Genomic DNA, 20,106 nt, shown 5'->3' on the forward strand with positions numbered 1-20,106 from the left:
CGAATCCACCCCGAGCTACCGCAGTTCCTTGCGCAGGATCTTGCCGGCGGCGGACTTCGGCACGGCCTCGATGAACTCGACCGCGCGGATCTTCTTGTGCGGGGCGAGCCGGCTGCCGGCGTAGTCCATGACCGCCTGCTCGTCGATCGTCGAGCCGGGCGCGCGGACGATGAACGCCTTCGGCAGCTCCTCGCCCGTCTCCTCGTCCTTGACGCCGATCACCGCGGCGTCGGCGATGTCCGGGCAGGAGAGCAGCACGGCCTCGAGCTCGGCCGGGGCCACCTGGTAGCCCTTGTACTTGATCAGCTCCTTGACGCGGTCGACGACCGTGTAGAAGCCGTGCTCGTCGACGATGGCGACGTCGCCGGTGTGCAGCCAGCCGTCGGCGTCCAGGGTGTCGGCGGTGGCCGACGGGTTGTTCAGGTAGCCCTTCATCACCTGTGGCCCGCGGACCCACAGCTCGCCGCGCTCGCCCTCGGCGGCGTCGGTGCCGGTCTCGGGGTCGATCAGCCGGCACTCGGTGTTCGGGATCGCGAACCCGACCGAGCCCTTGGGCACGTCGGTCACGCCGGCCGGCAGCTGGTCGGGGTCCGGCGTCGTGTGCGAGACGGGGGACAGCTCGGTCATGCCGTAGCCCTGCGCGACCGTGACGCCGGTGTCGGCGCCCTTGCGCAACCGGTTCTGGGCGGCGAGCGCCAGGTCGGCGTCCAGCGGCGCGGCGCCGGACAGGATGGCGGTCAGCGAGGAGAGGTCGTACTGGTCGACCAGCGGGTGCTTGGCCAGGGCCAGCACGATCGGCGGCGCCACGAAGGCCCGGGTGATCTTGTGGTCCTGGATCGTGCGGAGGAAGTCCTCGAAGTCGAACCGCGGCAGCGTCACGACGGCGCCGCCCCATGCCAGGCCCTGGTTCATCAGCACGGTCAGGCCGTAGATGTGGAAGAACGGCAGGACGGCGATGATCCGCTCGTCCGCGCTCAGCTCGATCAGCGGCCGGCACTGCGACACGTTGGCCACCAGGTTGCGGTGGGTCAGCATGACGCCCTTCGGCAGGCCGGTCGTGCCGCTGGAGTAGGGCAGCGTGACCAGGTCGTTCGCCGGGTCGATGTCGACCTGCGGCGTGGGCGCCTGGCTGCCGAGCAGGTCGACCAGCGAGGCGTGACCCTCGGCGCCGTCCAGGACGATGATCTCGTCGACCGGCGTCTTCTCGACCGCGGCGGTGACCCGGTCCAGGAACAGCGAGATGGTGACGATGATCTTCGCGCCGGAGTCGCGCAGCTGGAAGGCGATCTCCTCGGGCGTGTAGAGCGAGTTGATCGGGCTCATCACGCAGCCGGCCGCGGCGATGCCGTGGAAGACCACCGGGTACCAGATGGTGTTCGGGCAGAAGACGGCGACGACGTCGCCCTTGCGCAGGCCGCGCTCGTGCAGGGCGGCGGCGAGCCGGTCGACGTAGCCGGCCAGCTGGCCGTGGGTGATGACGTCGCCCTTCAGGCCGTCGATCAGCGCCGGGGCCTCCGGCCGCTCGCGGCCCGCGGCCAGGACGAAGGCGGGTACCGACAGGTCGGGGATGTCGACGTCGGGAAAGGGGCTGGCCAGCGCCACGGGGGGTCCTCCTCGTTGATGACTGTGGCGCCAGTCTCACACCGCGGCGGCCCGCGGTTACCGCCGGGTCACTTAGGCCAGAGCACGGACTGCGTGCAGCGGAACAGCGCGATGGTCTTCCCGGTCGCCTCGGCGGTCACCGTCGCGTCCCACACCTGCGTCGTCCGCCCGGCGTGCGCGTTGGTGGCGACGACGCCGATCCGCCCCTCGCGCGCCGTCCCCAGGTAGTTGGTCTTGAGCTCGATGGTGGTGAAGCCGGTCGAGCCCTCCGGCAGCAGGGCGCGGGTGGCCAGGCCGCACGCGGTGTCGGCGAGGCCGACGACGGTCGCGGCGTGCAGGTAGCCGTTCGGGGCCAGGACGTCGCGGCGCACGTCGAGATGGCCCTCGATGCGTCCCGGCTCGTGCGCGGTGAAGACGATGCCGAGCAGGCCGGGCAGCGTGCCCGGGAGCAGGTCGTTGAGCTGCTCGACGGTGTGGAACCCGGTGGCGGCCATGCCGGGCAACCTACTGATCGGGACTTTCGGCGCCGAAAGTCCCCCGGACTTTCGGCGCCGAAAGTCCCGGTGTTCAGGACGACGCCGTCTCCCAGAGGCCGATCACGTTGCCCTCCGGATCCGTGACGTAGGCGGTGAAGCCCATGCTGCCGACCGGCGTCTTCCCCACGACGGTCGACCCACCGAGCTCACCGACCCGTTCCAGGGCGACGTCGATGCTCTCCACGTCGACGACGATCACCGGCCCGGGCGCGGCGCTCATCGACCGCGACAGCATGCCGCCGTTGATGAAGCCCGGCTCGGTCGGTCCCTGGTCCCCGCTCGGCCCGGACATGACCAGCGTGTAGTCCATGCCCGGCATCTCCTGCAGCTGCCAGTCGAACGCTTCCTTGTAGAAGCTGCGTGCACGGTCCCCGTCGTCGAAGGGGAGCTCGAAGTGCACGACCCGGCCGCTCATCTCGCCACCTCCTGTCGTCGGACGACACGACGGCGGCGACGCTAGCGCCGCTCCCGTGGTCGCGGAACCGTCGTCAGCGCACCACGTCCGCGGGTAGCAGGCCGTGCTCGATCGCGAAGAGCGCGGCGGCACCCCGGGTCGAGACGCCGATCTTGGTGTAGATGTGCTGCACGTGGTGGTCGGCGGTCTTCGCCGTGATGACCAGCCGGGCGGCGACCTGCCGCGTGGTGAGGCCCAGCGCCAGCAGCCGGAGCACCTCGGCCTCGCGCGCGGTCAGTCCGGCCGGGAGCGGGACCCGGGCGGCGCGGCGGTGCCCCGCGGCGGCGAGGACCCGCTCGACCGCCTCGCCGTCGAGCCGGCCGGCCGCGCTCATGCCCCGCAGCTCGGCCGCCGCCGCGCGTGGGGCGAGTCCCGGGCGGTGCGGGCGGTCGGACGTCAGCGCCTGGTAGCAGTCCGCGGCGGCGAGCACCCGCCCCGCGTCGTCCAGGTGCGTGCCGGGCACTCGCCGGTGGTAACCGGAGCCGTCGACGCGCTCGTGCGCGGCGGACGCCGTCCGGGCCAGGGCCGCCGTGTACGGCACCCGGCGCAGGAGCTGGTCGGTGACCAGCGCGTGGCTCTCGACGCGGTCCCGCTCGTCGCGGGTGAGCGGGCCGGCCTTGTCCCAGATCGTGTTGGGCACGGCGACGCAGCCGAGGTCGTGCAGCAGGGCCGCCGCCGCGGCGTCGGGTCCGCAGGCCTCCCGGACGAGGTCCGCGACGGCTCGCGAGTGACCGTTGGTCCAGGGGGACTTGAGGTCGGCGAAGTCCGCGAGGACCAGCAGCGCCTCGCGGACGGCGGGAGCGGCCAGCGGCCGCTCCGCGGGCGCGACGGCGAGGGCCGCGTCCCAGGGATCGGCCGCCTCGACCGCGGCCCACCAGCCGGCGGCCCGTTCCACGACGAGATCGGCGAGCTCCGGGTCGTAGGCCCCGCCGCGCCGGGCACGGACGACGTCGCGCGCTCCGGCCGGCCCGTCCATGCGGGCGAGCGCCTCGAACTCCTGGGCGAGCTGGGCGATCCGCATCGGCCGGGGGATCGCAGTGCCCCGCATCCCGCTGGGCAGGCCCCGGCCGTTCCACCGCTCGAAGTTCGCCGCCAGGGCCGCGCGCACGGGTGCGTCGAGCCCGAGGCGGACGGCGAGGGCGTCGGCCACCTCGCAGGCCGCCCGGAAGTTGTCCCGGGCTGCCGCCCGGCCGCCCGCGACGACGGCGAGCACCGCCGGCGCCCGGCCCAGGCGGGACCCGCCGGATCCGGCGCGCGCGATCATCAGCCGCAGCTGGTCGAGCGGTGCCGCGACGTCGGTACGCAGCGACCGGGCCCGCAGCTCGATCTCGTCGCCGAAGAGCGCCGCCACCTCGAACGCGTGGCCGGTGCACCCGAGGAAGCGCAGCGTCGACGTCCACCAGGTGGTGGCCCGTTCCGCGGGATCGCTGCCGGCCGCGGCGGCGAGGTGCTGCCCGAGCACGGCGGCACGCAGCTGCGCGCCCGGCGGCTGGCCGAACGCGTGGTCCTGGGCGACGGCGAGCAGCGCCGCGAACTCCACCCGCGTGACGGCGGCGGCCACGCGGTCACCGTAGATGGGGTGTTGTCCCGATGTACCGCGTCGCCGTCCCGAGCAGGGTCTCCGGCATGACAGAGACCGTTCAGCAGGTGGCCGATCCCAAGATCCAGACCATCCAGCGCGTGTACGCGGCCTTCGGGCGCGGGGACGTCGACGCCGTCCTCGCCGAGGTCGCCGACGACGTCGACTGGGGCGCCGAGGCGGCCGCCCGGTCGGCCCCCTGGTACGGGCCCCACCGCGGCAGGGAGGGCGTGGCGCGGTTCTTCTCCGAACTGGGGTCGAGCGTCGAGGTCAGCGAGTTCATGCCGCTGTCGTTCGCGGCCAACGAGACCGACGTGATGGTCGTCGTCCGGTTCGGCTTCACGGCCCGGTCGACCGGCCGGAGCGCCACCGAGCACCTCCACCACTGGTGGCGCTTCGCCGACGGCAGGATCGTGCTCTACCGCGGCTCCGACGACAGCGAACTCACCGCCTCGCTGTTCCGCTGACGCAGGGCGCCCCGCGGGAACACCGCGTGGACGCCGAACACCTGGTTGGCGACCTGGGTGACCCGCAGGTCGACCACGACGCCGGCCAGCGCCATCGCCTCGGAGCGGCCGAGCCCGTGCAGCGCCCCGATCAGGCCGAGCATCGCGTCCAGCGCCTCGGCCGCGGCCTCGTCCAGGTCGTCGCCGAGGCCCATCGCCACCCAGCCGGCCGGGGTGTCGGCGACCGGCGTGGTCAGCGGCCGGCCGAACAGGTCCGGCCGGACGTCGAGGGTCAGGTCGGCGCGCTCCATCGGGCACTCGATGGCCGTCCCGCTGACCTCGCCGTCCCCCTGCGCGGCGTGCCCGTCGCCGACGGAGAACAGCGCGCCGTCCACCGGGACGGGCAGGTAGAGCGTGGCGCCGGCGACCAGCTCGCGGCAGTCGAGGTTCCCGCCGTGCCAGTACGGCGGGACCGTCGAGTGCCGGCCCGGCTCGGGCGGCGGCATGCCCATCACGCCGAGGAACGGCCGCAGCGCGACGGTGCCGAGGGCGCTGGTCGCCGTGCCGGCGGCGACATCGATCTCCCACGGGACGACGGCGGGCTGCTCGACGCCCAGCCGGACGTTCCACGCGGTGGCGCGGGAGCCGGCGTAGGTGGTGCCCCACGGCCCGGGGACGACGTCGCCGATGCGGACCGCGAGCACGTCGCCCGCCCGGGCGCCGCGGACCCCGACCGGCCCGGTCAGCGCGTGGCCGGCGCCGGCGGTGTGCTCGGGCACCCGCCGCCGGCCGGGTGCGTGCGGGCCGGCCCACCAGCCGGAGTCCAGGGTGGTGAAGCGGACCGTCGTCCCCGGGTCGACGCTGAGCACCGGCAGGAGGTCCCGGTCGAACCAGCCGTGCAGCGTGCGGGCGTCGGGCGTCAGCTCCGGGACCGTCATGCGAGCCCCCGGGTGGTGCGGGCCGGCGGCCGGGTGCCCTGGATCGACGCGACCATGTCGAGGGTCTGCCGGGTCGGGGCGACGTCGTGCGCGCGGAACACGCGGGCGCCCAGCCACGCGCTGACCGCGGTGGTCGCCAGGGTGCCGGTCAGCCGCTCCTCGAGGGGGACGTCGAGGGTCTCGCCGACGAAGTCCTTGTTGGACAGCGCCACGAGCACCGGCCACCCGGTGCCGACCAGCTCGCCGAGCCGGCGGGTGGCCTCCAGCGAGTGGCGGGTGTTCTTCCCGAAGTCGTGGCCGGGGTCGATCATCACCCGGTCCCGCGCGACGCCCGCCGCCACGGCCGCGGTCGCCAGCGCCGTCGTCCGGGCGACGATGTCGGCGACGACGTCGTCGTAGGCGATGCGGTGCGGGCGGGTGCGCGGCGGCAGCCCGCCGGCGTGCGTGCACACGATCCCGGCCTCGGCCGCGGCGGCCACCTCCGCCAACGAGGGATCCACCCCGCCCCAGGCGTCGTTGACGACGTCCGCCCCCGCGGCCAGCACCTCCTTGGCCACCTCCGCCCGCCAGGTGTCGATCGAGATGGGCAGCGCCGGGTGCGCGGCGCGGATCGCGGCGACCAGGTCGACGGTCCGGCGGATCTCCTCGGCGGCGTCGACCTCCTCGCCGGGGGCCGCCTTGACGCCGCCGACGTCCACCATGTCGGCGCCCTCGGCGACGACCCGGTCGACCCGCTCGAGGGCCGCGGCCATGGCGTAGGTGGCGCCGCGGTCGTAGAACGAGTCGGGTGTCCGGTTCACGATCGCCATCAGCACGAACGCACCGTCTGGCACGTCCAGCGCACCGATCCGGAGCACTCCCGTCCTCCTCCGCCGACGACCGTGTGGTGGAGTCAGCCAACCAGACCGCGTCGGAGGGGACCGCGCAGATGGCACGGACCACCGTCGCGGGCGTCGAGGGCGTGCAGAGCCTGGTCGGCACGCAGCTGGGGCACAGCGACTGGGTGACGATCACCCAGGAGCGGGTGAACCAGTTCGCCGACGCCACCGGCGACCACCAGTGGGTCCACGTCGACGTCGAGCGGGCCACGGCGGAGAGCCCGTACGGGGGGCCGATCGCCCACGGCTACCTGACCCTGTCGCTGATCCCCATGTTCCTGCCGCAGATCGTGGAGATCAGCGGCTTCCGCATGGGCGTCAACTACGGCCTGGAGAAGGTGCGCTTCCCGTCGCCGGTGCCGGTCGGCAGCCGGGTGCGCGCCGGCGCAACGCTGGACTCGGCGACGCCCTTCGACGGCGGCGTCCAGATGAACGTCACCGTGACCATCGAGGTCGAGGGCTCGAGCAAGCCCGCCTGCGTGGCGACGACGGTCTCCCGCCGCTACCTGTAGGTGCGCTTTGTCGCGATAAAGCACGCGTGCTTTATCGCGACAAAGCGCGAGGGGTCAGTCGACGATGGCCTGGTAGACGAGGGCGCGCAGGTAGGTGCGGACCGGCAGCGTGGACGACGGCATGAGCTGCGTGTAGAAGGTCACGGTCAGGTCCTCGACCGGGTCCACCCAGAACGCCGTCGAGGCCGCGCCGCCCCAGTTGTACTCACCGAGGCTGGAGACGACGCCGTAGCGGGCCTGGTCGATCACCGTCGCGAACCCGAGGCCGAAACCGACCCCGCGCAGCGGTGTCTCGGCGAACAGCGGCCGCCCGAAGGTCTCCAGGTCGGCGTTGCCCGGCAGGTGGTTGCGGGTCATGTGGTCGACGGTGCGGGGGCCGAGCAGCCGGCCGCCGTCGTGCTCGCCGCGGCGGCGCAGCATCTCGACGAAGCGCAGGTAGTCCGCCGCCGTCGAGACCAGCCCGCCGCCGCCGGAGAGGAAGTGCGGCTTGGCCAGGGCGAGCGCGCCGAGCGCGTCCAGCGGCTGGATGCCCACCGGCGGGCCGAGCGGGTTCTCGCGGAGGGGCGCGTAGAGCCGGGCCAGGGACGCCGGATCGTCGTCCTCGCGCAGCCCGAACGACGTGTCGGTCATGCCGAGCGGCGCGAAGATCCGCTGCTCGAAGAACTCGTCCAGCGACTGCCCGGACACGACCTCGACCAGCCGGCCGAGGACGTCGGTGGAGACGCCGTAGTTCCACTCGCTGCCGGGCTGGAACAGCAGCGGCATCGAGGCCCACTGCTCGCTGCAGGCGGCCAGGTCGTACCCCTCCGGCACCCACCACTCGTGCCCGGCGGTGCGGTACATCTCGTCGACCGCGTGCGCGTGGTGGAAGCCGTAGGTGAGCCCCGAGGTGTGGCTGAGCAGGTGCCAGACGCGGATCGGCTCGGTCTGCGGCTCGGTGACCGGCCGCTGCGCGGAGCCGGCGACGTACACCCGGGTGCCGGCGTACTCGGGCAGCCACTGGGTGATCGGGTCGGTGAGGAGGAACGCGCCCTCCTCGTAGAGCATCATCGCGGCGACCGAGGTGATCGCCTTGGTCATCGAGTAGATCCGCCAGCGGGTGGTGGTCTCCACCGGCAGGCCGTCCTCGACGTGCCGCTGGCCGCCGATCCCGACGTGGGCGAGCCGGCCGTGCCGGGCGACCGTGACCAGGTAGCCCGGGAGCAGCCCCTCGTCGACGTAGCGGGACAACCGCCGGTCCAGCCGGTCCAGGCGGTCGGGGTCGAGACCGACCTCCACCGGATCGGTATCAACCTTCAACTCAGTCAGCACGCTCGAACCCCCAGGAGGAAGGCCGTCCTCCGTCGGACGGCGCCTGCCCTCGCATCCTCACCCACGCGAGGTGGCGGAGGACACAGGGGCAGGCGCCGGTCGATCAGACCGGGACGTTGCCGGCGGCCTTCTTCAGGTTCGAGCCCGCGGTGACCTTGACCGTGTTCGCGGCCGGGATGTCGATCGACTCGCCGGTCTGCGGGTTGCGGCCGGTCCGAGCGGAGCGCTGCGTCCGCTCCACGGTCAGGAGGCCGGCGACGGCGACCTTCTCGCCGCGGGTGATCGCGTCGACGAGCTCGTCCTGCAGGCCGTCGAGGACCGAGTTCACGGTCGAGGCGGGGACGTCGGCGCGCTTGGCGATGGCAGAGACCAGTTCGCTCTTGTTCACAGGGTTCCTCTCGTCAGTGTGTGAGCTGGTGCCCGGGCGCGGCGCGGGGCCGGCCCCTCCCCCCAGGACGCGACAGCGCCGGCAGGGAGTTCCCCCGGGCCCGCGGGATCTCGCGGACCGCCCGGATGCGGTCCGACCTCGGCAGAAAGGCCGGACCGGGGGCACGCTGCCATGCCGACCGGGGATCTCGCCAGTGCGGACCTCTCAAGATCTCTGATGTCACAGCCGTACCGGACCGTTCCGCCGCCCCCCGGGCGGGAGGCCGGGGGCCCTTACTAGCGTTCAGGGGTGCCTCTGATCCCCGGGACCGATCTCGACGTCAGCGACCTGAGCCTCGGTGCGAACGTCTTCGGCTGGACGGCGGACGAGCCGACGTCGTTCGCCGTCCTCGACCGCTACCTCGACGGGACGCCCGGCGCGCAGCGGCCGTTCGTCGACACCGCGGAGAGCTACGGCCAGGGCCGCTCCGAGCAGATCCTCGGCGCGTGGATGGCCGAGCGCGGCGTCCGCGACCGCGTCGTCGTCGCCACCAAGGCCTCGAAGCTGGACAAGGAGCACCCGCTGTCGGCGGCGGAGATCCGGACGGCGGCCGAGCGGTCCCTGCGCAACCTGCAGACCGACGTCATCGACGTCTACTACGCGCACCGCGACGACGAGACGACGCCGCTCGAGGAGACGCTGACCGCCTTCGACGAGCTCGTGACCAGCGGAAAGGTCCGCTACGTCGCCGCGTCGAACTACTCGGCGGCGCGGCTGACCGAGGCGATGGAGACCTCGGAGCGGCTGGGCGTCACGCGGTACGTGGCGCTGCAGCCGCACTACAACCTGATGGAGCGGCCGGCCTACGAGGACGGGCTGCGCGACGTCGCCGCCCGGTACGGGCTGGGCACGTTCCCGTACTTCGGGCTGGCCCGCGGCTTCCTCACCGGCAAGTACCGCGCCGGGGAGCGCATCGACTCACCGCGCGCGGAGGGTGCGTCGCAGTACGTGGGGGAGAAGGGCGACCGGGTGCTGGCCGCGCTGGACCGGGTGGCCGAGGCGCACGGCGTGACCGGCGCCGCGGTGGCGCTGCGCTGGCTGGCCGACCAGCCGACGGTGGTGGCGCCGATCGCCAGCGCCCGCAACGTCGAGCAGCTGGCCGACCTGCTGCCGATGCAGGACCTCGTCCTCACCGACGACGAGCGCGCGCTGCTGACCGACGCCTCGGCGTGAGTGGAGTCGCTCGGTGACGAAAAGCGTCACCGAGCGACTCCGCTTCAGGCGGGGAGGATGCGGTCGCGGACGGCCTGCACCAGCTCCGGGGTCACGTCGTGGACGCCGTGGTCGGCGGCGGCGTGGCCGGCGACCTGCGCGAGGATGCCGCTGTCGTCGGCGGCCGAGAACCGCGCGTTGCAGCCGGGGATGACGTCGCCGCAGGCGAAGGTCTTCATGGGGGACTCCTTGTCGGAGGTCGGGCCGATCCGCCCGGTCGGGCGGTCGGGGACTCGGGGGGACTACGTCGCGTGCCGTGCGGAGGCGAGGTCCTCCACCCGCAGCAGGCCGAGGACGGCGCCGGTCGGGTCGGTGCACAGCACCGGGTCGAAGCGCTGCGCCGGCGGCCGGGTGAGCGCGCGCTGCAGGGTCTCGGCGATGCCGGCCGACGGGTGCACCCGCAGCGACACCGGCGCCAGGTAGACCTCCGCCGTCCGCAGGTCGCGCAGCAGCAGCGCGGTGGGCTCGCCGAGCGGTCCCACCAGGACGGCGGGCGGCGGCTCGGCGCCGTCCCCGCCGGCCTCGACCTGGCGCACGGGGCGCAGCAGGCTGGCCACGCTCTCGGTCAGCTGCGCTCGGGCGGCCTGTGCCTTGACCAGGCGGACCACCTCGGGCGCGAGCGGGGCGAACCCCGGTGCCGGGCGGCCGAGCACCCAGCCCTGGCCCAGCGGCACGCCGAGGCGCATGAAGGCGGCCAGCTCACCGGCGGTCTCCAGGCCCTCGGCCAGCAGCCACGCGTCGATCCGGCCGGCGAACTCGCCCACCATCTCGGCCAGGGCCGCGCGGACCGGGTCGCTGTCGGCGTCGGTCACCAGCGCCCGATCGAGCTTGACCACCTGCGGGCGCAGCTCGGCCATCTGCTGCAGCCCCGAGTAGCCGGAGCCGGCGTCGTCCAGCGCGATGAGCGCGCCGCGCTCGCGCAGCTCGGCCGTCTGCCGCTTGAGCGCGCCCAGGTCGTCGACCGGGGTGTGCTCGGTCAGCTCGACCACGACGCGGTGCAGGTCGCGCCGGGTGGCCAGGGCGTCCTGGACCGGGTTGGTGCCGACCAGGTGCGGGCTGACGTTGACGGTCAGGAAGGTGTTGTCGGGCAGGTCCGGGACGGCGGCCAGGGCCTTGTGGATCGCCAGCGCCTCGAGCTCGGCGCCCAGCCCCGCCTCGGTGGCGGCGCGGAACCAGACGTCCGGGCCGGCGGTGCCGGGAAAGCGGGCGAGCGCCTCGTACCCGGCCACCGTGGCGCCGGCGAGATCGACGATGGGCTGAAAGACCAGGGTCAGGTCGTCGGGGGTCGCCAGCAGCGGCCGGCAGTCCGGCAGGGCGAGCACGCGGGTCCCCGGCATGGGAAGGGCATCGACCCGGCAGCCATGCTCGTGAACGTCCGGAGGACGGCGTCTCACCCTCCGGGGTGACGCGGCGCGGCGTCACTCTCCGGGACGATGCGGTTCCGCGCGGCGTGGCGTGACAGCATGGACGGCAGACACGGGCCAGCCGCGCCCATCCGCGAGTCCGAGGGGAGACGACGCGTGCCGGCGCTGCCTGCTCCCTCGGCCCCCGACGTCCTGCGGGACGCGCACCGCATCGCCAGCGCCCGCCGGCTGCTCGTGGAGGTGCCCGGCCCGGCCGCGTTCGACCGGCTCTCCGCCCTCGCCGCCCGGCTGGTGGGTGCCGGGCACGCGAAGGTCACCCTGTTCACCGACCAGGACACGGTCATCGGCGGCTACGGCCTGCCGGCCGGTGTCATCGGCGGCCCGGCCCTGCTCACCGGCGCGCTGTCCGAGATCGTCGTCCGCCGGCGCGCCCCCATGAACATCCCCGCGGCGCAGGAGGACGGGCGCGTCGCGCACCTGCCCGCCGTCACCTCCGGGCAGGTGCAGGCCTACCTCGGGGCGCCGCTGGTCGCGGCGTCGGGGCACGTCGTCGGCGTCCTCGCCGTCTACGACCCGGTCCCGCGGACCTGGACCGACGACGCCGCGCGGCTGCTGGAGCAGCTGTCGGCCTCCGTCGTCGCCGAGCTCGAGCTCTCCGCCGCGCAGTCGGCGGTGGGGGCGACGTCGGCCCGGCTGGACGTGGCGCTCGAGGCCGGCTCGGTCGGCATCTGGGAGCGGGACCTGCGGACGGGCACCGTCTTCTGGGACGAGCGCTGCGCGGGCATCTTCGGCTTCGACGGCGCGGTGGAGCTGGAGTCGCTCGACCAGCTGATGAGCCACATCCACCCGGAGGACCACGCCACCGTCCAGGCCGAGATGCAGACCGCGCTCGCCGAGCGGGGAACGTTCCTGGTCGAGTGCCGGGTGCTGCGCACCGACGGCGCGGTGCGCTGGACGGTCTCCCGCGCCCGTGTCGTCGTCGACCCGAGCGGGCAGCCGGTGCGCGTCCTCGGCACGGTCGTCGACGTCACCGACGCCCGCGAGCAGGCCGAGCGGCGGCTGACGGCGGTGCAGCGCGCGGCCGCGATCGCAGAGGTCGCCGCGGCGCTGGCCAACGCCACCCGCGTCGAGGAGCTGGCCGACGTCGCCCAGCGCGGCGCGCAGGTGCTCGGCGCCAGCTCCAGCGCCCTGGCGGTGTTCGACGCGGAGAGCGGCCCGCTGCGGCTGCACCTGACGCACTGGCTCGTCGACGCCGCCCGCGCCGGCGCCGACGTCGAACTGCCGCCCAACGGCATCGAGATCGAGCTGGACGACTCGCTGCCCACCCAGTACGCGGCGCGCCACGGCCGGCGGGTGTTCCTCTCCAACCCCGACGAGGCCCGCGCGCGGTTCCCCAAGATGGCGGAGATCACCGCCGTTCTCGGCGTGCACGCGCTGGCCGCGCTGCCGCTGCGGGTGGAGGGCCGCGTGCTCGGCAGCTTCGTGGTGGTGTGGGCGACGGAGCACCCCTTCGCCGGCGACGACCTCGAGGTGCTGGAGGCGCTCGCCGCGCAGATCGCCCTGTCGGTCTCCCGGCTGCAGGCGGCGGCCGAGCGCGCGGCGGCGGTGGCCGCGATGGCCGAGGCCAACCGGCACCTGCAGCTGCTCGCCGACGCCGGTCAGGTGCTCTCGGGCACGCTCGACATCACCACGCAGATCGAGCAGCTGGCCGGCCTCGTCGTCCCGACCCTGGGCGACTGGTGCTGGCTGGTCGTCACCGACGACCAGGGCCGGCTGCACGACCTGGCCTCCGCGCACCGCGATCCCCGCCGGGCGGGCGAGGTCGAGGAGTACGTCCGGTCGATGGTGTCCTCGATGACCGACCAGGCCGCCGCCCGGGTGGTCACGAGCACCGGCCGGCCGCTGGTCATGCCGACGATCGACTGCCCGCGGGTGGAGCAGGCGCTGCCCGACCCGGCGGCCCGGCAGCGCCTCGCCCGCCTGGGCGCGGACGCGGGCGCGGTCGTCCCGCTGGTCGCGCGCGGCCAGACGCTGGGTGCGCTGGGGCTGTTCACCGGCTCGGAGCGCGGCCCGCTGTCGCAGGCCGAGGTGGACACCGCCGTCGAGGTGGGCCGCCGGGCCGGCCTGGCGCTGCACCACGCCCGGCTCTACGGCCAGCAGCGGGCGCTGGCGGAGACGCTGCAGCGAAGCATGCTCACCGCCCCGCCGGAGCCGGACCACAGCGAGATCGTCGTCCGCTACGTCCCGGCCGCCGCGGGCGCGGAGATCGGCGGCGACTGGTACGACGCGTTCCTGCAGTCCGACGGGGCCACGGTGCTGGCGATCGGCGACGTCGTCGGCCACGACAGCCGCGCGGCCGCGGCGATGGGCCAGGTCCGCGGCCTGCTGCGCGGGATCAGCTACTCCAGCGGCTCGTCGCCGGCCGAGACGCTCACCCAGCTCGACCGCGCCGTCCGGGGCCTGGCGCTGGACACGATGGCCACCTGCCTGGTCGCCCGCCTGGAGCAGGACGCGCGGACCGGGACGACGTGCCTGCGCTGGGCCAACGCCGGCCACCCGCCCCCGCTGGTGCTCGGGCCCGACGGCGACGTCCGGGTGCTCGACGACGGCCGGGCGGACCTGCTCCTGGGCGTGGCCCCGGACACCAGCCGCACCGACCGCGTGGTCGAGGTGCCGCGCGGGTCGACCGTGCTGCTCTACACCGACGGCCTGGTGGAGCGGCGGGACCGCGACATCGACGCCGGGACGGCGGAGCTGGTCGAGGTGCTGCGCACCTGCGCCGGGCTGCCACTCGACGAGCTGTGCGACCGGGTGCTCGCCCGGCTGTTCCTGCCCGACGCCGAGGACGACGTCGCCGTCCTGGCCGTGCGGCTGCACCCGGAGGACCGGCCGCGGCCGCGGGAGGCCGGCCCGCAGCGGGTGCCGCCGGGCATCGCGCCCTCGCCGCAGGTCCGACCCGCGGCGGGCTGAGCCGGGGCGGTGACAGAGGTGGCCGGGGCTCACTAGCGTGGCCGCCACCGGTCTCGCCCAGGAGGACGTCATGGCCGTATCCCGCCCCGACAGGGACGACGTCGCCGCACTTGCCCGCTCCTACGGCATGCAGCCGAGCGACGCGGAGCTCGACACCTACGCGCTGATGGTCGCCGGATCGTTCGACTCCTACGACGCGGTCGAGGAGCTGTACGGGGGGATCGCGCCGCCGCCGCGCACCGACCGCCCCAGCCGCCGGCCCGACGACGCGGACAACCCGCTCGGCGCCTGGTACGTGCGCACCGAGATCCGCGGCGCCGACCACGGCCCGCTGGCCGGCCGCACCGTCGCGATCAAGGACAACATCGAGGTCGCCGGCGTCCCGATGATGAACGGCTCGGACACCCTCGAGGGCTTCGTCCCCGCCCGGGACGCCACGGTCGTGAGCCGGCTGCTCGGCGCCGGGGCGACGATCGCCGGCAAGGCGGTCTGCGAGGACCTCTGCTTCTCCGGGGGCAGCCACACCTCGTGCACCGGCCCGGTGCGCAACCCGTGGGACTCCTCGCGGACCACCGGCGGCAGCTCCAGCGGCAGCGCGGCGCTGGTCGCGTCGGGCGAGGTGGACCTCGCGCTCGGCGGGGACCAGGGCGGCTCGATCCGCATGCCGTCGGCGTTCAGCGGCATCGTCGGGCACAAGCCCACCCACGGCCTGGTGCCCTACACCGGCGCGTTCCCCATCGAGCTCACCCTCGACCATCTCGGCCCGATGACCCGCACCGTCGCCGACGCGGCCGCCGTCCTGGACGTGATCGCCGGCCGCGACGGGCTGGACCCCCGCCAGCCGGCCGGCCTGGAGCTGCAGCAGTACGCGGCCGCGCTCGGCGGCGACGTGTCCGGCCTGCGGGTCGGCGTCCTCGCGCAGGGCTTCGGCATCCCGGAGCTCTCCGAGCCAGGCGTCGACGAGACCGTGCGGGCGGCCGCCGGCCGGCTGGGGGAGCTGGGGATCGAGGTCGTCGACGTCGACCTGGAGTGGCACCGGCACGCGATGCACGTGTGGAACGTGATCGCCACGACCGGCGCCGCGGTGCAGATGATCAACGGCGAGGGCTACGGCCACAACTACGAGGGCCTCTTCGACCCCGAGCTGGTCGAGTACTACGGCCGGCAGCGGCGCGAGGTGCCCGACCGCTGGTCGCCGACGGTCAAGCTCGTCGCCATGGCCGGGCGCTGGTCCACCGAGCAACTGCACAGCCGGCACTACGCGATGGCCCAGAACCTCGCGATCGAGGTGCGCGAGCACTACGACCAGGCGCTGGGGCACGTGGACCTGCTCGTGCTGCCGACCGTGCCGATGGTGGCCCGGGAGATCCCGGCGCCCGATGACCCGCTGGAGATCCAGGTCGCCCGCGCGCTGGAGATGATCGTGAACTGCGCGCCGTTCGACGTGAGCGGGCACCCGGCGACCAGCGTCCCGGCCGGGCTCTCCGAGGGGCTGCCGGTCGGGATGATGCTGGTCGGCCGGCGCTTCGAGGACGCCACCTGCCTCAAGGTCGCGCACGCGTTCGAGCAGCTGGTCGGCGGCTTCCCCGCCCCGCCCGCCCGCGAGCCCGCCCTCGTGTAGGGCGCGACCTGGCCGTGATCATCGGCGGACGGCTGCCCTACTCCGCGTGTCGGCCAGCCGTTCGCCGATGATCGTCAGGCCCTCGGGCCCTGGTGCCCCTCCTGGCCTCCGGTGGACCGTGCCCCGGTCGACAGCGAGGAGAGGGACATGGACGTCATCCGGCCCGGGGACCCCGTCTACGACGAGGCCCGCAGCGTCTTCAACGCCGGGATCGACCGGCGACCCGCCGTGATCGCCCGGTGCGCCACACCGGCCGACGTCGCCGACGCGCTGCGGATGGCGCGGGACGGCGGGCTCGCCGTCGCGGTGCGTGCCGGCGGCCACTCGGTGGCCGGGTTCAGCGTCAACGACGGCGGCCTGGTCATCGACGTGCGGCCGATGACCGACATCCGGGTGGACCGGGAGGCCCGAACGGTCACCGTGGGCGCCGGGGCGACGTGGGGCCAGTTCGACGCGGCGACCCAGCAGGTGGGCCTGACCACCACCGGCGGCCGGGTGTCCACGACCGGCGTGGCGGGGCTGACGCTGGGCGGCGGGTCGGGCTGGCTCGAGCGTCGCTTCGGCCTGACCTGCGACAGCCTCCTCGCCGTCGACCTCGTCACGGCCGACGGCGTCCCGGTCACCGCCGGCGCCACCGAGGAGCCGGAGCTGTTCTGGGGGCTGCACGGCGGCGGGGGCAACTTCGGCGTGGCGACGTCCTTCACCTTCCAGTTGCACCCGGTCGGCCCGGAGGTCCTCGCCGGGCTGCTGGTCTGGCCGGGCACGGTCGGCCGGGACGTCGCCCTCGCCTACCGGGATCTCGCCTACACCGCACCCGAGGAGCTCGGGTCGGCGCTGGTGTTCCTCACCGGCCCGCCGGAGCCGTTCATCCCCTTGGAGCTGCAGGGGACGACCATCGCCGCGATCGCCGTCCTGTGGTCCGGGGACGCGGACGACGGTGCGGAGGCCCTGCGCCCGTGGCGCGACCTGCGCCCGGCGGTCGACCTGATCGGCCCGATGCCCTACACGGCCTTCCAGTCGATGCTCGACGACCCGCCCGGGTTCCACCAGTACTGGAGCGGCGACTACCACGACGCGATGCCCGACGAGGCCGTCGACGTCTACGTGAAGTACGGCGCGGACCGGCCCTCACCGATCAGCCAGCAGCTGATGGTGCCGTGGGGAGGCGCCGTCGCGCGGGCGCCCGAGGACAGCACGCCGCTGGCGCACCGGGACGCCAGATGGATCACGCACCCGTTCGCCACCTGGTCCGATCCCGCCGACACCGACGAGAACGTGGCCTGGGCGCGCGGCTTCCGGCGCGACATCGCCCGGTACACCAACGGCGGGGTGTACCTGAACTTCATCGGCGAGGAGGGGCAGGAGCGGATCCGGGCGGCCTACGGTCCGGAGAAGTACGCGAGGCTGGCGACGATCAAGCGCCGGTTCGACCCGGAGAACGTCTTCCGCGGCAACCAGAACATCGCGCCCGCCTGACCATTCATCCCGCTGCCGGCGCCGAAAGCGGCGCAGCTTTCGGCGCCGACAGCGGAGATCATGAAGCGGGGGCGATCTCCATCTCGGTCGCGGTCGCCTCGGCGCGCACCTCGGCGTCGCGGACGGCCATCGCCTCCTGCCGGCCGGCCTCCTCGTCGAGGATCCGCGCTGCCTTCCACGCGGCGGGGATCGCGAACGCGTCGACCAGTGTGCTCATGTGCGGCCGCAGCTCCTTGAGCAGCGCGTTCACCGTCGCCGTCAGCACCTTGGCGCGGGTCGGGGTGAGCCGGCCGTGCTCGAGGAACCAGCCCTTGTCCTGCTCGATCGTCCACAGCGCGTAGAGGTCGCAGAGGCGGTCGAGCAGGGCCCGTGCCCCGGGGTCGGTGGTGCGGTCGACCCCGGCGACGAACGCCTCCAGGACCACGCGGTCGATGTGCGTCTGCGCCGTCCGCAGGACGTGGTCCTGGACGTCGTTGAACATGTCGAACGGCTCCATGGAGGTCGCCGCGTTCCGGCGCAGCCGCTTGATCGCGCCCTCGAGGGTGTGCTTCTCGCGAAACTCGAACATCGTCAGCTGCCAGCCGCGGTTGAGCATGGGGACGTCGTCGTCCCGGCCGGGGACGGCGTCGACCAGGCGGGCGATGAGGTTGCGCGCCGCCGTCCGCTCCAGGACCGTCTCGCGGACCATGTCGGCGATGAAGCCGACCTTGCCCCAGCCGTCCAGCGAGCCGAAGGCGTCGCGGTATCCGGTGAGCAGGCCCTTCGCGACCAGCTGCAGGAGCACCGTGTTGTCGCCCTCGAACGTCGTGAAGACGTCGGTGTCCGCTTTCAGAGCAGGCAGCCGGTTCTCGGCCAGGTAGCCGGCGCCGCCGCAGGCCTCGCGGCACAGCTGGATGGTGCGGGTGGCGTGCCAGGTGTTGGCCACCTTCAGCCCGGCCGCCCGGGACTCCAGCTCGCGCTGCCCCGCCTCGTCGATCTCCTCGCCGAGCACGTGGGTCTTGTACTGGACGTCGTGCATGGTGCTGACCAGCTCCTCCTGCGCGAAGTGCAGCGCGTAGGAGGTGGCCAGCGCCGGCAGCAGCTTGCGCTGGTGCACGAGGTAGTCGTTGACGACGATCTCGCGGTCCTTGCCCGGGGCGGCGAACTGGCGGCGCACGTCGCCGTAGCGGACGGCGATGTCCAGCGCCAGCTTCGTCGCCGACCCGGCCGACCCGCCGACGCTCACCCGGCCGCGGACCAGGGTGCCGAGCATCGTGAAGAAGCGGCGGGTCTCGTTCTCGATGCTCGAGGTGTAGGTGCCGTCCGCGGCGACCTGGCCGTAGCGGTCGAGCAGCATCTCCCGGGGGACCCGCACGTGGTCGAAGGTGAGCCGGCCGTTGTCGACGCCGAGCAGGCCGGCCTTCGGGCCGTCGTCCCCGATGGTGACGCCGGGGCAGGGGTTTCCCTCGGCGTCGCGGATCGGCACCAGCCAGGCGTGCACGCCGTGGTTCTTGCCCTGGGTGATCAGCTGGGCGAAGACGACGGCCATCCGGCCGTCCTTGGCGGCGTTGCCGATGTAGTCCTTGCGCGCCGCCTGGTGCGGGGTGTGCAGGTCGAAGGTCTGCGTCGCGGGGTCGTACGTGCAGGTGGTGCGCAGCTGCTGGACGTCGGAGCCGTGCCCGGTCTCGGTCATCGCGAAGCAGCCGGGCAGGTCGAAGCTCATGATGTCGGCGAGGTACTCGCGGTGGTGCCGCTTCGTGCCGAGCAGCTGGACGGCGCCGCCGAACAGGCCCCACTGCACGCCGGCCTTGACCATCAGCGACAGGTCGCCGAAGGCGAGCATCTCGATGGAGGCGACCGAGCCGCCGGCGTCGTCCTGACCGCCGTACTCCTTGGGGAAGCCGAGGCCGACGCGGCCGGAGTCGGCCAGCTTCTTCGCCAGCCGGGTGATCCGCTCCCGCGCCTCCGGCATCGTCTCCCCGTAGACCGGGGCGAACTCGGGGTCGCCGAGGTGTTCCCGGGCGTCGCGGCGCACGTGCCCCCAGCGCCCGTCGAGGACCTCCTGGATCGTCGCCGGGTCCACGGTCGCCGGCAGGGTGGACGTCACTTCTCCTCCTGGGGGGTGCTTCCGATCGCGCTGAGCCCGGCCCAGGCGAGATCCGTCAGATGAGCGGCGAGTTCGGTGCGGAGCATCGGGCGGTCGGCCCGGAGCCACCAGTCGGCGGCGGAGCGGACCAGCCCGACGACGCCGTGACCCCACGGCGCCGCGGCCTCGGTGCCGCGACCGGCCTGCTGCAGCGCGACCGAGACGGCGGCCGCGGCCTGCTCGCCGACGAGGTCGGCGAGGTTGGTCAGCGGGTCGGGCCGGTCGAGCTGCGGCGGGTGGACGACGAAGCGGTAGAGCTCGGGGTCGGCCTCGACGAAGGCCAGGTAGGCCTCGATCGCCGCGGCGATCATCTGCCGCGGCTGGGCGTTGGCCTCGATGGCCTCGCGCAGCTTCGGCAGCAGCTGCGAGGCGACCCGGTTGCAGACGGCGACGTGCAGCTCGGCGCGGTCGGCGAAGTGCCGGTAGACGACGGTCTTGCTGGTGCCGGCCTCGGCCGCGATCTCCTCCATGCCGACGCCCGCGCCGTGCTTGCCGACGGCGGCCAGCGTCGCGTCGACCAGCTCCCGGCGCCGCTGGGCCCGGTGCTCGTCCCACCGGGAGTCACGGCGATCGCGCGGCACCGACTCGCGGGCCTCGTCGTCCTGAGCGATCTTGTCCTGCGACGCAGAACTCACCGACTCAACTTTCATGTGTC

General features: G+C 73.9%; 18 protein-coding genes. 6 read left to right on the plus strand and 12 right to left on the minus strand.

Annotation, left to right across the window (positions count from 1 at the left end; genetic code table 11):
* Window positions 1-15: 15 nt before the first annotated feature.
* The 4 genes from AB3388_RS00600 to AB3388_RS00615 all read right to left on the minus strand — a co-directional run bounded on the left by AB3388_RS00600 (window position 16) and on the right by AB3388_RS00615 (window position 4,153).
* Window positions 16-1,602: a 4-coumarate--CoA ligase family protein gene (locus tag AB3388_RS00600; protein WP_495408814.1), complete on the minus strand. Its 1,587-nt coding sequence runs from the start codon at window positions 1,600-1,602 to the stop codon at window positions 16-18.
* Between the two features lie 68 nt (window positions 1,603-1,670).
* Entirely contained in the window at window positions 1,671-2,096 is a 426-nt protein-coding gene (locus AB3388_RS00605; protein ID WP_495408815.1) for a PaaI family thioesterase, read from the minus strand.
* 73 nt (window positions 2,097-2,169) lie between these two features.
* On the minus strand, window positions 2,170-2,553 hold the full coding sequence (locus tag AB3388_RS00610) for a VOC family protein (protein ID WP_495408816.1): 384 nt from the start codon (window positions 2,551-2,553) through the stop codon (window positions 2,170-2,172).
* Window positions 2,554-2,626: 73 nt separating this feature from the next.
* Entirely contained in the window at window positions 2,627-4,153 is a 1,527-nt protein-coding gene (locus tag AB3388_RS00615; RefSeq protein ID WP_495408817.1) for an HD domain-containing phosphohydrolase, read from the minus strand.
* 65 nt (window positions 4,154-4,218) lie between these two features.
* Between AB3388_RS00615 and AB3388_RS00620 the strand changes: the two genes are divergently transcribed.
* Window positions 4,219-4,638: a nuclear transport factor 2 family protein gene (locus tag AB3388_RS00620; protein WP_495408818.1), complete on the plus strand. Its 420-nt coding sequence runs from the start codon at window positions 4,219-4,221 to the stop codon at window positions 4,636-4,638.
* Here the strand turns inward: AB3388_RS00620 and AB3388_RS00625 are convergent.
* Complete coding sequence (locus tag AB3388_RS00625; RefSeq protein WP_495408819.1) at window positions 4,590-5,555, minus strand: acetamidase/formamidase family protein; 966 nt, start codon at window positions 5,553-5,555, stop codon at window positions 4,590-4,592. The genes AB3388_RS00620 and AB3388_RS00625 overlap by 49 nt on opposite strands.
* Window positions 5,552-6,412 carry a dihydropteroate synthase gene (gene folP / locus AB3388_RS00630; protein WP_495408820.1) on the minus strand — a complete coding sequence of 287 codons (861 nt, stop codon included), beginning with the start codon at window positions 6,410-6,412 and terminating at the stop codon, window positions 5,552-5,554. The genes AB3388_RS00625 and folP overlap by 4 nt, the downstream gene beginning before the upstream one ends.
* A gap of 71 nt (window positions 6,413-6,483) precedes the next feature.
* Here folP and AB3388_RS00635 point away from each other — a divergent pair, with 71 nt between their 5' ends.
* On the plus strand, window positions 6,484-6,945 hold the full coding sequence (locus AB3388_RS00635) for a MaoC family dehydratase (protein ID WP_495408821.1): 462 nt from the start codon (window positions 6,484-6,486) through the stop codon (window positions 6,943-6,945).
* Window positions 6,946-6,999: 54 nt separating this feature from the next.
* Here the strand turns inward: AB3388_RS00635 and AB3388_RS00640 are convergent, their stop codons facing one another.
* Together AB3388_RS00640 and AB3388_RS00645 are read right to left on the minus strand one after the other, a co-directional pair.
* Window positions 7,000-8,256 (minus strand): serine hydrolase domain-containing protein, encoded by a 1,257-nt coding sequence (locus tag AB3388_RS00640; protein WP_495408822.1) that lies wholly within the window; start codon window positions 8,254-8,256, stop codon window positions 7,000-7,002.
* A 103-nt stretch (window positions 8,257-8,359) separates the two neighbouring features.
* On the minus strand, window positions 8,360-8,644 hold the full coding sequence (locus AB3388_RS00645) for an HU family DNA-binding protein (protein WP_495408823.1): 285 nt from the start codon (window positions 8,642-8,644) through the stop codon (window positions 8,360-8,362).
* 288 nt (window positions 8,645-8,932) lie between these two features.
* Between AB3388_RS00645 and AB3388_RS00650 the strand changes: the two genes are divergently transcribed.
* Entirely contained in the window at window positions 8,933-9,856 is a 924-nt protein-coding gene (locus tag AB3388_RS00650) for an aldo/keto reductase (protein ID WP_495408824.1), read from the plus strand.
* 44 nt (window positions 9,857-9,900) lie between these two features.
* Here the strand turns inward: AB3388_RS00650 and AB3388_RS00655 are convergent, their stop codons facing one another.
* Window positions 9,901-10,074 (minus strand): DUF1059 domain-containing protein, encoded by a 174-nt coding sequence (locus AB3388_RS00655; RefSeq protein ID WP_495408825.1) that lies wholly within the window; start codon window positions 10,072-10,074, stop codon window positions 9,901-9,903.
* Between the two features lie 63 nt (window positions 10,075-10,137).
* Window positions 10,138-11,232, minus strand: coding sequence for an EAL domain-containing protein (locus AB3388_RS00660; protein WP_495408826.1), 1,095 nt, complete (start codon window positions 11,230-11,232; stop codon window positions 10,138-10,140).
* A gap of 183 nt (window positions 11,233-11,415) precedes the next feature.
* On the opposite strand from AB3388_RS00660, the gene AB3388_RS00665 reads away from it, so the two are divergent.
* The 3 genes from AB3388_RS00665 to AB3388_RS00675 all read left to right on the plus strand — a co-directional run bounded on the left by AB3388_RS00665 (window position 11,416) and on the right by AB3388_RS00675 (window position 17,326).
* Window positions 11,416-14,229 carry a SpoIIE family protein phosphatase gene (locus AB3388_RS00665; RefSeq protein ID WP_495408827.1) on the plus strand — a complete coding sequence of 938 codons (2,814 nt, stop codon included), beginning with the start codon at window positions 11,416-11,418 and terminating at the stop codon, window positions 14,227-14,229.
* Between the two features lie 70 nt (window positions 14,230-14,299).
* Window positions 14,300-15,850: an amidase gene (locus AB3388_RS00670; protein WP_495408828.1), complete on the plus strand. Its 1,551-nt coding sequence runs from the start codon at window positions 14,300-14,302 to the stop codon at window positions 15,848-15,850.
* 147 nt (window positions 15,851-15,997) lie between these two features.
* The gene (locus AB3388_RS00675) at window positions 15,998-17,326 is read left to right on the plus strand and encodes an FAD-binding oxidoreductase (RefSeq protein ID WP_495408829.1); all 1,329 of its coding nucleotides are present in this window, start codon (window positions 15,998-16,000) and stop codon (window positions 17,324-17,326) included.
* A 58-nt stretch (window positions 17,327-17,384) separates the two neighbouring features.
* Here AB3388_RS00675 and AB3388_RS00680 read toward each other — a convergent pair whose 3' ends face one another.
* Both AB3388_RS00680 and AB3388_RS00685 read right to left on the minus strand, forming a co-directional pair.
* Window positions 17,385-19,412 (minus strand): acyl-CoA dehydrogenase family protein, encoded by a 2,028-nt coding sequence (locus AB3388_RS00680; protein ID WP_495408830.1) that lies wholly within the window; start codon window positions 19,410-19,412, stop codon window positions 17,385-17,387.
* On the minus strand, window positions 19,409-20,086 hold the full coding sequence (locus AB3388_RS00685) for a TetR family transcriptional regulator (RefSeq protein ID WP_495408831.1): 678 nt from the start codon (window positions 20,084-20,086) through the stop codon (window positions 19,409-19,411). Before AB3388_RS00685 ends, AB3388_RS00680 begins: the two co-directional genes overlap by 4 nt.
* Between the last annotated feature and the right edge of the window lie 20 nt (window positions 20,087-20,106).

Source organism: Geodermatophilus sp. SMS 5-13 (genome assembly GCF_059428245.1).